This window comes from Aurantibacter sp., assembly GCF_042094015.1.
In the GTDB taxonomy this organism is placed as follows: Bacteria; Bacteroidota; Bacteroidia; order Flavobacteriales; family Flavobacteriaceae; genus Aurantibacter.
Window position 1 is genome coordinate 1 of record NZ_JBELDZ010000074.1, and the last position, 12,005, is coordinate 12,005.

11 protein-coding genes are annotated in these 12,005 nt (G+C 29.8%); 4 read left to right on the forward strand and 7 right to left on the reverse strand.

Going from position 1 to position 12,005, the window contains the following annotated elements:
* Both ACFDSN_RS10000 and rpsU read left to right on the forward strand, forming a co-directional pair.
* Positions 1–1,664: AsmA-like C-terminal region-containing protein (locus ACFDSN_RS10000; RefSeq protein WP_375239711.1), on the forward strand; the 1,664-nt coding region annotated here is incomplete at its 5' end.
* Positions 1,665–1,794: 130 nt separating this feature from the next.
* Entirely contained in the window at positions 1,795–1,989 is a 195-nt protein-coding gene (gene rpsU / locus ACFDSN_RS10005) for a 30S ribosomal protein S21 (protein WP_375239712.1), read from the forward strand.
* A 92-nt stretch (positions 1,990–2,081) separates the two neighbouring features.
* Here rpsU and ACFDSN_RS10010 read toward each other — a convergent pair whose 3' ends face one another.
* The gene (locus ACFDSN_RS10010) at positions 2,082–2,876 is read right to left on the reverse strand and encodes a DUF2797 domain-containing protein (RefSeq protein WP_375239713.1); all 795 of its coding nucleotides are present in this window, start codon (positions 2,874–2,876) and stop codon (positions 2,082–2,084) included.
* A gap of 78 nt (positions 2,877–2,954) precedes the next feature.
* On the opposite strand from ACFDSN_RS10010, the gene ACFDSN_RS10015 reads away from it, so the two are divergent.
* Together ACFDSN_RS10015 and ACFDSN_RS10020 are read left to right on the forward strand one after the other, a co-directional pair.
* Complete coding sequence (locus ACFDSN_RS10015) at positions 2,955–4,466, forward strand: GH3 auxin-responsive promoter family protein (protein WP_375239714.1); 1,512 nt, start codon at positions 2,955–2,957, stop codon at positions 4,464–4,466.
* Positions 4,467–4,802: 336 nt separating this feature from the next.
* Positions 4,803–6,398, forward strand: a complete 1,596-nt coding sequence (locus tag ACFDSN_RS10020; protein ID WP_375239715.1) for an OmpA family protein — start codon at positions 4,803–4,805, stop codon at positions 6,396–6,398.
* Positions 6,399–6,557: 159 nt separating this feature from the next.
* On the opposite strand, the gene clpX is transcribed toward ACFDSN_RS10020, so the two are convergent.
* The 6 genes from clpX to ACFDSN_RS10050 all read right to left on the reverse strand — a co-directional run.
* Entirely contained in the window at positions 6,558–7,793 is a 1,236-nt protein-coding gene (clpX, locus tag ACFDSN_RS10025) for an ATP-dependent Clp protease ATP-binding subunit ClpX (protein ID WP_375239716.1), read from the reverse strand.
* 46 nt (positions 7,794–7,839) lie between these two features.
* A complete protein-coding gene (gene clpP, locus ACFDSN_RS10030) occupies positions 7,840–8,514 on the reverse strand; it encodes an ATP-dependent Clp endopeptidase proteolytic subunit ClpP (protein ID WP_375239717.1) in 675 nt (224 codons plus the stop codon).
* Positions 8,515–8,709: 195 nt separating this feature from the next.
* A complete protein-coding gene (gene tig, locus ACFDSN_RS10035; RefSeq protein ID WP_375239718.1) occupies positions 8,710–10,044 on the reverse strand; it encodes a trigger factor in 1,335 nt (444 codons plus the stop codon).
* Between the two features lie 80 nt (positions 10,045–10,124).
* Positions 10,125–10,472: a phage holin family protein gene (locus ACFDSN_RS10040; protein WP_375239719.1), complete on the reverse strand. Its 348-nt coding sequence runs from the start codon at positions 10,470–10,472 to the stop codon at positions 10,125–10,127.
* Between the two features lie 35 nt (positions 10,473–10,507).
* Positions 10,508–11,272, reverse strand: coding sequence for an alpha/beta fold hydrolase (locus ACFDSN_RS10045; protein WP_375239720.1), 765 nt, complete (start codon positions 11,270–11,272; stop codon positions 10,508–10,510).
* Between the two features lie 34 nt (positions 11,273–11,306).
* The coding region (locus ACFDSN_RS10050; RefSeq protein ID WP_375239721.1) for a pyridoxine 5'-phosphate synthase at positions 11,307–12,005 on the reverse strand (699 nt) is incomplete at its 5' end.

Here is a 12,005-nt window from a genome sequence, read left to right on the forward strand (position 1 = left end):
CATCAATAAAAAACACAACTGGTAAGTCTGAGGATACTTATGTAGATGTAAAGACTTTGAATTTTAAAATAGATCAAGATGTCTTTAAGTCTTCTGCAAAAATAACTAACCTAACAGGTAATACGGCTGTTAATGCTAAGGTAGATGGAGTTTTAAACTTGGCTAATTTATCAAAAGCTTATCCTGTAGAGTTAGAAAATGAGTTAACAGGATTGTTAAAAGCAAAACTGAATACAGCTTTTGATATGAATGCTATTGAAACTAATGCATATCAACGTATAAAAAATAATGGAACAGTTTCTATTTCAGATTTTAAGTTCTCATCAAAAGATATTGTTAATCCTTTAACCATTTCAAAAGCAAATGTTAGTTTTAATCCAGGTTTAATTAAGTTAGAACAATTTAATGCTACAAGTGGCAAAACAGACTTAAATGCTACTGGAACTATAAATAATCTGTTAGGCTTTTTGTTAAGTGATAAAAAATTGCAAGGAAACTTTAACGTTAAGTCTAATACATTTGCTGTAAGTGATTTTATGGTTGAAGGTGAAAATGCAAGCGAAAGCAGTAATAATAAAGGAACTAATAAAGAATCATTAAAAATCCCAGCTTTTTTAGATGCAACTATTAATGCAGATGCTAAAACGGTTTATTACGATAATTTAACTTTGAAGGATGTAAAGGGAGAACTAGTTGTGAAAGACGAGAAAGCACAACTTAATAATGTATCTTCAAGTGTTTTTAATGGGAAATTAGCTTTAGATGGGTTAGTCGATACAAAATCTGAAATTCCAACGTTCAATATGAATTTAAATGCTAAAGATTTTGATATTTCTCAATCGTTTAATGATTTAGATTTGTTAAAACTGTTAGCGCCAATAGCTAAATTGTTGCAAGGTAAATTAAATAGCACTATAGCTCTTAATGGTAAGTTAGGATCAGATTTTACGCCAGACTTAAGTACTATTTCGGGTAATGCTTTAGCAGAACTTTTAACTACAGAGTTTACTCCTAAAAACGAAAAAGTAGTTAGTTTGTTAGAAGATAAATTGCCATTTTTAGATTTGAGTAAATTAGATTTAAAAGATGTAGTTGCTAGTTTGACTTTTGATAACGGGAAAGTGTCTGTTAAACCTATTGATTTAGCATATAATGATATTAAAATTCAACTTGGGGGAAATCATAATTTGCAAAACCAAATGGATTATGAAGCAATTTTACTTGTGCCAGCAAAGTATTTAGGAAGTGATGTAAATCGTTTAATAGGTAAAATAAACGATCCAGAAGTTAATAATATTTCTATTCCGGTTACAGCTAATATTACTGGAAACTTATTAAAACCAGATGTAAAAACAGACCTGTCTAGTGGTGTTAAAAATTTAACGTCTCAATTAATAGAAATTCAGAAGCAAAAATTAATAGGACAAGGAACAGATCAAATTAAAGATTTATTAGGTAATGTTTTAGGTGAAGACACTAACGATTCTGCAAATGATACAATAACTAATAATTCTAGCTCTAATCCTGTAAAAGATGTCTTAGGAAGTGTTTTAGGCGGAAATAATAGTACTCCAAAAGATTCAACAAAACCAGCAAGTAATCCTGTAAAAGATGTTTTAGGTGGGTTATTTGGAAAGAAAAAGAAAAAGGATGCTGAAAATTAAGAGTTTAATAATATTTTTTTCAAATAGTTTTAAGAATTAAATAGAATTATCTTACATTTGCAAACCATTATAGCAAAGTATTGTTTTTTGTTATATATACAATAGTTACAAACTTATACAAATTACCATAATGTTAAGAATCGAAATCAAAGAAGGAGAAAACATCGAGAGAGCTTTAAAACGTTACAAGCGTAAGCATAGAAACGTAAAAGTAATGCAAAACTTAAGAGATAAGCAATACTTTAGAAAGCCATCTGTTGTTAATAGACGTCAGATTCAAAAAGCTTCTTATATCCAAGGATTAAGAGACGCAGAGAATATATAATTCTTTTTTGTCCCAAATTATATAACCACGTTACTTTTATTAGTAACGTGGTTTTTTTGATAGTTCTTGTTTTTTGTTAAAGGTTTTGAAAACTACTCAATAGTAATTTCTACAACAAAACCTTCATTACTTCTAATATTGCAAACCGTATTATCTTCAAAGATTAAATATTGTCCTTTTATACCTTTTAAAACACCTTGGTAAAATGCTGTTTTTCCAAAGTTTAAAGATTTAGGTTTTTCTGGATATTGTAAAACTGGGAATTCTATATGTGTTTCTTTATTAGAATCTATAAAATAAGGTAATGCATCTTCAGGAATGTATTGTTTTAGTTTGTCTCGCCATTCGGTAAGGTTTTCGTCTTTAATATCATTTTTAAGCATTGTTCTCCAATTGGTTTTGTCGGCTACAAAATCCTTAAGGGCAACTTCGGTAATTCCCGCTAAATACCTGTTTGGAACTTCAACAACTTCTAAAGCTTCGTGCGCGCCTTGGTCTATCCAACGCGTCGGAATTTGTGTTTTACGGGTTACACCAATTTTTATATTACTAGAGTTTGCTAAGTAAACAATATGTGGTTGTAATTGAACTTTTTTTTCATAATCTAAATCACGATCTTCTTGGTTTAAATGTGCTTTACTTAGTTCGGGTTTTATAATCCAATCTGCTGCTTGCGGAATGTCAAAAAAACAACTTTGGCAAAATCCTTGTCTATAAATAGGTTTGTTTAAGTTACAGTTTAAACATTGGGTTTTTATAAACTTAAAACTAATGGTTTTGTTTAGTAGCTGATTAACATGAATAAAATCATTTTCAAAAACGATATAATAGTTAACTGGTTTTGTGAATTCAGTTGTCATTTTGGTTAAAACACCTTGAAACTTCATTTATGTAAAAATTTAGATATAGAATTATAAACTATATCGATTATTGTTTTATTTTTAAACCTTAAAGATAGAATAATAATGCCAATTCCAATAGTTAATTCCATAGCGTCATGGTTTTTAAAAAAGCGATTTCATCAAATCGAGTTGTTTTTAAAATACCCAAACGAAGTACAGCATGAATTGCTATTTTCATTATTAGATAAAGCTAAAGATACAGAGGTTGGACGTGAGTTCGAGTTTTCTTCAATAAAAACATACAGAGAATTTGCTAGTCGAGTACCAATTTCAAGTTATGAAGATTATGAACCTAAAATAGAACGTTCTAGATTAGGAGAAAACAATATATTTTGGCCAAAACCAATAAGATGGTTTGCTAAATCTAGCGGAACAACTAATGCTAAAAGTAAATTTATTCCTGTAAGTGAAGATGCTTTAGAGGATTGCCATTATGCGGCAAGTAAAGATTTACTTTGCATGTATTTAAACAATAATGAAGATTCACAATTATTTACAGGTAAGAGTTTGCGTCTTGGTGGAAGTAAAGAATTGTACAAAGAAAATGGAACTGTTTTTGGAGATCTAAGTGCTATTTTGATAGATAATATGCCCTTTTGGGCAGAGTTTAGTAGTACGCCAAGTAGTAAGGTGTCTTTAATGGACGATTGGGAAACTAAAATGGCTGCTATAGTAAACGAAACTATTAACGAAAACGTAACTAGTTTAGCAGGAGTTCCTTCTTGGATGTTGGTTTTACTTAATAATGTTTTAGATAAAACGGATAAAAAAAATATACTAGAAGTTTGGCCAAACCTAGAGGTGTATTTTCATGGCGGTGTAAGTTTTAACCCATATATAGAGCAGTATCGTAATATTTTACCAAAAAATGATTTTAAATTTTACGAAATTTATAACGCTTCTGAGGGCTTTTTCGCTATTCAAGATCATAATTATTCTAGTGATTTATTATTGATGCTGGATTATGGTATTTTTTATGAATTTATTCCAATGGATACATATGGAACATTGGAAGAAAAAGTAATTCCTTTAAGTGAGGTAGAGCTTAATAAAAATTATGCGGTTATTATAACTACAAATGCTGGATTATGGCGTTACAAAATTGGGGATACATTACGTTTTGTTTCTATTAGTCCGTATAGAATAAAAGTGTCAGGTAGAACTAAACATCATATTAATGTTTTTGGAGAAGAGTTAATTATTGAAAATGCTGAAGATGCTTTAAAAAGTGTTTGTAAAAAAACTCAAACTGAAATTGTAGATTATACAGCTGCGCCTATTTTTATGAAGGATAAAGAAAAAGGCGCACATGAGTGGTTGATTGAATTTAAAACGCCACCAAAAGATATTAATTATTTTAATGAACTGTTTGATAATGCACTTAAAGCATTAAATTCAGACTACGAAGCTAAGCGTTATAATAATATGACTTTAAATCAACCAAAAATACATATTGCAAGAGAGCGATTGTTTTATGATTGGTTGAAACAAGAAGGTAAACTTGGTGGACAACATAAAGTTCCAAGATTGTCTAATACAAGAGATTATATGGATGTACTTTTAAAAATTAATTAATTCATTTCTAAATGATTAAAAAAAGCCACCTTAAATTTTAAGATGTTTTTTTTTTTTTTTTAGTTAAAAGATCTAATTAAATAATAGCGCTCAATGTATTGTATTTTGTCGATTTTTTTTGCAAAAACATAAGTAAATGTTGTTTTTGGAACAATAAAATTATGAATTTCTCTTTTTTTATTACATTTTATTAAAGATAATTTTTTTTTAGTGTTTTTTTAAAATTTAAAATTTTACACAAAAAATGCATTTCATCGATTAAATATGCGATTAAATGGTGTTTTGTTTGTGTAACTTAAAAAAGATACTAGTTTTGCGCAAAATTAATTTTTTGTTATGTTTAAAAAATCATTGTTTTTAGTTGTTTTATTGTTTGCTAGCTCTTTAATTTTTGCTCAAGCACCATTAGAACGTGTTAGTGTTTCTTCAGATATTTCTTCTACAGAAGCATTGGGGTCAAATGGTTTTTTATTCGAAACTTTAGATGCAGGAATAAATACAAAATTTTCAGAGTATGCATCTGGGTTTTTTAAAAATAAATTTATAATGGTTTCTTCTAAAAAAATTGGAGGTCTTGCAAAAATGGATCCTAATACTGGAGAAGCTTATAAGAATATATTTTGTTTAGATATTGAAGAAGATGGTACTTTAAAAAAGCCGTTATTATTTTCAAGATTAATAAATACTTCAGAAAATAATGAATATCAAATATCTTTTTCGCCAGATGAGCATACAATGTATTATACTCGTAGTAAAGAATCTAATACAGCAATTTACGAATTATATAAAACAACTTTAGAGGTTAATTCTGTTGGAAATTGGATCGAACAAGAAAAATTAGCAATTAATTTAGAAGGTTATTCTATAGAGAATCCATTTGTGTCTCCAAATGGAAAACAATTATACTTCTCATCTAATAGACCAGGAACTTTTGGAGGTTTTGATATTTTTGTATCAGATATTTTAGAAGGTGGAACGTTATCTAATCCTGAAAATTTAGGAAAAATGATTAACACATCTGAAGATGAGCAATTTCCTACAATGTCTAAAGATGGTGAGTATTTATATTTTGCATCTAAAGGTCATATTAACTTTGGTGGATTTGATTTGTTTAGAACTACAGCTTCTAAACTAGATGTTGATGCTCCAAGAAATCTTGGTAATACAATAAACTCTAAGTACGACGAAATGGCTATGTACTTTGCGTCTAACACTAAAGGTTATATGACATCTAATAAGTCTTTTGGAAAAGGAGCTTATGATATTTTTAAATTTGAAGTAGAGGAAATTTTACAATCTTTAGAAGGTAAAGTTTTAGATGTGGTAACTCAATTACCATTACCAAATGCCACTTTACAGTTAAAAGATGAAAATGGTGTGGTCTTAGATGAAGTAATTACTGGGAATGATGCTAAATATAATTTCACTATTAAGCCTTTTGATGATTACACAATTACTGTAGTAAAAGATGGATTTGAAGATAAAGACTTTAACTTTAAATCTATTAAAGGTGACGATAGGTCTTATAGAAAAAATATCTTATTGGATGCTACTAAAGCTGAAATAGTAGAAGTTGAAGACAGAAAATTAATTAAAGTTGAAAATATTTTCTTCGATTTCAATAAAGCAAATATTAAATCTGAGTCTACAATTACATTAAATAAAATTTATGATGTATTAGTTGAGAATCCAGAAATGACTATTAATATTAATGCGCATTCAGATAATAGAGGTAAAGCTTCTTATAACTTAGTGTTATCTAGAAAACGTGCTGCATCTGCAAAAGCATATTTAATTAATAAAGGTATTACTAAAAAGAGAATTGCATCTCAAGGTTTTGGAGAAGCTCAACCATTAATAGACTGTAAATCAAATTGTACAGAAGAAGAGTACAAGCAAAACAGACGCATAGAGTTTGTTATCAATCAATAAATTAAAGTTAGTTTTTAAAATAGTTAATAGTTAAAAAAGGTGTTGTTCTGTAAAAGAACAGCGCCTTTTTTAGTTGTTTTTTTATGATCAATTATGTGAAACAAAAAAGGCTAATTGATTTTTCAATTAGCCTTTTTTAATACATGGTTTGTTATGTAATTAAGAAACTGCTTTTAGTTTCTTTAAAGTCAATTTAGACAATTTACTTTCTGCGTATTCTTTAGTTACAGAAAGTGTTTTTGTGTCTTCGCCAGGTAATTCAAACATGGCATCTGTTAAAATTTCTTCACATAACGAACGTAAACCTCTTGCTCCTAATTTATACTCTACAGCTTTATCAACAATAAACTCTAAAGCATCTTCTGTTATGTCTAATGTAATATCATCCATATCAAACAATTTTTTGTATTGTTTTACAATGGCATTTTTAGGTTCTGTAAGAATTGCTCTTAGTGTTTTAGCGTCTAAAGGATTCATATGTGTTAAAACTGGTAGACGACCAATAATTTCTGGGATTAAACCAAAGTCTTTTAAGTCTTTTGGTGTAATGTATTGCAGTAAATTACTGTGATCTACGTGATCATCGCTCATGGAAGCACTGTAGCCAACTGCTTGCATATTTAAACGCTTAGAGATAACTCGTTCAATTCCATCAAAAGCACCACCAGCAATAAATAGAATGTTTTCTGTGTTAACTTCTATGAATTTCTGATCTGGATGTTTTCTTCCGCCTTTAGGTGGAACATTTACAACGGTTCCTTCTAGTAGTTTTAAAAGCCCTTGTTGTACGCCTTCACCAGAAACATCTCTTGTTATAGATGGATTATCACTTTTACGTGCAATTTTATCAATTTCATCAATAAAAACGATTCCTTTTTCTGCTTTGGCTAAATCGTAATCCGCTGCTTGAAGTAAACGTGTTAATAAGCTTTCCACATCTTCACCTACATAACCAGCTTCTGTTAATACAGTTGCGTCTACAATTGCTAACGGTACATTTAACATTTTAGCAATGGTTTTTGCCATTAATGTTTTACCCGTCCCGGTTTGTCCAACCATAACAATATTTGATTTTTGAATCTCAATATCGTCATCGTTTTCTGGTTGTAATAAGCGCTTGTAATGATTGTATACAGCAACAGACATTACTCGTTTGGTGTGTTCTTGACCAATAATATACTCATCTAAAAAGGCTTTAATCTTTTTAGGTTTTTTAAGCATTAATTCTGCAGATAAATCTGATTTATCTTCTTGCTTGGATTCTTCTATAACAATTCCGTGAGCTTGTTCTATACAGCGATCGCAAATATGAGCGTCTAATCCAGCAATTAATAGGCTTGTTTCTGGTTTTTTGCGACCACAAAATGAACATTCTAATGTTTCTTCTTTCGACATCTAATTTCTAATTCCAAGTTGAATATATTCAACTTGAGTTTGTGTTTTATTTACGAGCTAAAATCTCGTCAATCATTCCGTATTCTTTAGCTTTATCGGCTTTCATCCAATAATCTCTGTCTGAGTCTGCATATACTTTGTCGTAAGACTGACCAGAATGCTTACTAATAATATTGTAAAGTTCTTCTTTTAAAATTAAAATTTCACGTGCAGTAATTTCAATATCACTTGCTTGTCCAGAAGCGCCGCCTAAAGGTTGGTGAATCATAACACGAGAATGCGTTAATCCACTACGCTTTCCTTCTGCTCCAGCACATAATAAAACTGCTCCCATAGAAGCTGCCATACCTGTACAAATTGTAGCAACATCTGGTTTAATAAATTGCATTGTATCGTAAATTCCTAAACCAGCATAAACGCTTCCTCCTGGAGAGTTGATATATATTTGAATATCTTTATTTGCGTCTGTACTTTCTAAAAACAATAATTGTGCTTGTATAATATTGGCAACTTGATCGTTAATTCCTGTTCCAAGAAAAATAATACGATCCATCATTAAACGAGAAAACACATCAAAAATTGCGATGTTCATTTGGCGTTCTTCAATAATGTTTGGTGTTAAATTTTGTGGATACATACTACTAATAATTTTACCGTAGTAGTTACTGTTTATGCCTTGATCTTTAGTTGCAAATTTTTCAAATTCTTTTCCGAAATCCATAGGTGTTATTAAATGTTATAAGGTTTAAAAGTCGAGTTTATATCGACATAAAAATAAATGTAAGGCTACTTTTGCGATTGTACAATTGTTTAAGTTGAATTTAACGCAAAAAAATAGACGTTGAATGTTTAGATTCAACGCCTAAATATAATGATTATTCTTAAAACCGTTATTTGATTTTAACCTTAATGCTAATTATTTTTTAGCTCCGTAAACTTCAGTTACAAAATCTTCGTAACTCATTTCTTTAGTTTTAACGTTTGCTTTTTCTTTGTAAAGAGTTAGTAATTTTTGGCTAACTACTTGTTCAGAAATTTTACGAACTTCATCTTGGTTAGATAATACACGTGCGGCAATGTCTTCTAATTCTTTTTCTGCTGGATTTGTTTGTCCAAATTGTGCCATTTGAGTTCTAATCATTCCTTTAGCACTTTCTTTAACGTCTTCAAAATCTACTTTTAAGTCGTTGTCTTGCATTAGTTTACCTTCAATTAATTGATAGCGTAAACTTTTTTCAGACTTAGCATATTCTTCTTTAGCTTCTTCTAAAGTTAATTGCTTTTCTCCTGCTGTTTGCATCCACTTAGTTAAGAATTCTGTAGGTAAGTCAAACTTTGTGTTTTCTACTAGGTATTCTGTTACGTCGTTTAAGAATTTTTGATCAGATTGCTGTGTGAATTGCTTTTCAGCATCTTCTTTAATCTTAGTTTTTACTTCAGAAACAGTTTTTACTGCATCTTTACCAAATAACTTATCGAATAATTCTTGATCTAATTCTGCAAGCTCACGAGTGTTAACTTCGTTTACTTCAAAAACAACATCTATATTTAAACCATGAACTTTATCGTGTTCTACTTTTAAAGCATTCTCTAAAGTATGTTCATCTTTAAATAATCCTTTAGTTTTTAGGTTTATTTGATCTCCAACTTTAGCGCCAACAAATTTCTTTTCGTTAGTTTTTCCTTTAATTAAATCTAAAGAGAAGTTGAATTTATTTTCAATTCCTTCAGCTTCGTTAGTAAAAGTTCCTGTAATTTCACTTTCTTTTAAAACTTCATCTTGTGAGATTAACTTCCCATATTGTTTTTGGATGTTTACAATTTGGTCGTCAATCATTTTTTTATCAGCAACAATATTATATTGTGTTATTGCTTTTTTACTTTTTAAATTAACATCAAACTTAGGAGATAATCCTAATTCGAATTCAAAAGAATAATCTTCTGCAGTGTCCCAATTAATATCATCTTGCATTCTAGGTAAAGGATTTCCTAAAATGTCTAATTTAGACTCAGTTAAATATTTGTTTAATTCTGCTTGTAAAATTTTATTTACTTCTTCAGCTAAAACAGCTTTGCCATATTGCTTTTTAACCATTCCCATTGGTACTTGACCTTTTCTAAACCCAGGAATGTTTGCAGTTTTACGATAGTCGGTTAAAATTTTTTCAACTTTCTCGCTGTAATCAGCTTTAGCAATATCTATTTTTACTACTGCATTTAATGCATCAATGTCTTGTCTTGTAATATTCATTGTAAATGATATAAAAATTGGAGTGCAAAAATACTGTTTTTTTACACTCCAACAAAGTTTTTAATTGCCTGAATTTCAGCTTACTTTTTAGGTTCTTTTAAAAAAGAATGTAAAAGTGATTGAAGTATAGATAATAAGATACTAAACAGAATAGCGGTCCAAATACTACTTATGCTAAATCCGGTGATTAAAGAATCTGCTAAAAGTAATATTAAAGCATTTATAATAAGTAAAAATAGACCTAAAGTTATAATTGTGATTGGTAGTGTTAATAAGACTAATATTGGTTTTACTAAAAGGTTTAAAATGGATAAAACAACCGCAACTATTATGGCTGTAACATAATTATTTACACTTACACCATCTAAAAAATGCGCTAAGACAAATACGGCAACTGCGTTTATAAGTAATCTAATTATTAAGTTCATAATCTGAGTTTTTAAATTGACCTAATTTAATGTTTTTACTGAATAAATTCTATAACAAATTCATAAAACTGTTTGGGGTTTTCCGCATGTAACCAATGTCCTGCATTATCTACAGTTTTAATTATTACTTCTGGAAAGTGCGTTTTTATGAGTTTTTCGTCTGTTGCGGGAATATATTCACTTTTGTCTCCACGAAGAAATAGTGTGTTTTTAGAAAACTTAGAATGTATTGGTAAAGCTTCGCCAACTTCGGAAACATGTTCTTTTAATACGTCTAAATTTATGCGTAAACCTAATTGACCTTTTTCTACCCAATACAGATTTTTAAGAAGAAACATACGTGTTCCAGTATCGTTAATATATTCTGAAAGCGCTTTATCTGCTGCTCCACGTGTTTTTAAAGTGCTAAAGTCTAAACTACTGAGGCCACTTAAAATAGCATCGTGATGGATTGGATAAAAACGAGGCGATATATCTGCAACTATTAGTTTTGAAACTAATTCTGGATATAAAGTAGAAAACAACATAGCAGTTTTTCCACCCATAGAATGTCCTAAAAGAATGACATCTTTTAAGTTATGTTCGGTACAATAGCTTTTTAAATCTTCGCATAAAACCTCGTAATTAAAATCTGCATTATGCGGACTTCTGCCGTGATTTCGCTGATCTATTAAATGCACTTCAAGCTTTTGTTCTGCAAATACTTTTGCTAGAGTTTTCCAATTATCTCCCATTCCTAAAAAACCATGTAGTATTAAAAATGGTTTTCCTGAGCCTATAATGTTTGAGTGTAATTGCATTTGTTCTAGTAATTTTAAAATTGAGACGTATTATTTAACTCAACTTATTCTTATACATATTAATTACATTCTCAATACCTAAATATAAACTTTCGGCAATTAATGCATGACCAATAGAAACTTCTAGTAACTCTGGAGTATTTTCTTTAAAGAATTTAATGTTATCTAAACTTAAATCATGTCCAGCATTTACGCCTAAACCTAATTTATTAGCCAATTCTGCACATTCTGTGTAAGGTTTAATCCCAGCGGTATTTCCTAAACCGTATTGGTGTGCAAAAGCTTCTGTATATAATTCAATTCTATCTGCCCCAGTATGTTTAGCGCCTTCAATTTGCTTTACATCTGGATCTACAAAAATTGAAGTTCTAATATTATTACGTTTAAATTCAGTAATAACTTCAACTAAAAAACCTTTATGTTTAATAGTATCCCAACCTGCATTACTTGTAATGGCATCTACACTATCTGGAACTAAAGTAACTTGCGTAGGTTGAATTTCTAAAACCATTTTTATAAATTTATCTATAGGGTTTCCTTCAATATTATATTCTGTATGAACAATAGATTTTAAATCGTAAGCATCTTTATATGTAATGTGTCTTTCGTCTGGTCTTGGGTGAATAGTTACACCTTCTGCACCAAAACGCTGTACATCTTTACCAAATTGTACTACATTTGGAGTGTCTCCACCACGCGAATTTCTTAAAGTTGCTATTTTATTTATGTTTAC

Excerpts from the sequence above, each read along its gene's own strand:
- rpsU (WP_375239712.1), top strand. The coding sequence starts at position 1,795 with ATGTTAAGAATCGAAATCAAAGAAGGAGAAAACATCGAGAGAGCTTTA.
- ACFDSN_RS10010 (WP_375239713.1), bottom strand. The coding sequence starts at position 2,876 with ATGAAGTTTCAAGGTGTTTTAACCAAAATGACAACTGAATTCACAAAA.
- ACFDSN_RS10015 (WP_375239714.1), top strand. The coding sequence starts at position 2,955 with ATGCCAATTCCAATAGTTAATTCCATAGCGTCATGGTTTTTAAAAAAG.
- ACFDSN_RS10020 (WP_375239715.1), top strand. The coding sequence starts at position 4,803 with ATGTTTAAAAAATCATTGTTTTTAGTTGTTTTATTGTTTGCTAGCTCT.
- clpX (WP_375239716.1), bottom strand. The coding sequence starts at position 7,793 with ATGTCGAAAGAAGAAACATTAGAATGTTCATTTTGTGGTCGCAAAAAA.
- clpP (WP_375239717.1), bottom strand. The coding sequence starts at position 8,514 with ATGGATTTCGGAAAAGAATTTGAAAAATTTGCAACTAAAGATCAAGGC.
- tig (WP_375239718.1), bottom strand. The coding sequence starts at position 10,044 with ATGAATATTACAAGACAAGACATTGATGCATTAAATGCAGTAGTAAAA.
- ACFDSN_RS10040 (WP_375239719.1), bottom strand. The coding sequence starts at position 10,472 with ATGAACTTAATAATTAGATTACTTATAAACGCAGTTGCCGTATTTGTC.
- ACFDSN_RS10045 (WP_375239720.1), bottom strand. The coding sequence starts at position 11,272 with ATGCAATTACACTCAAACATTATAGGCTCAGGAAAACCATTTTTAATA.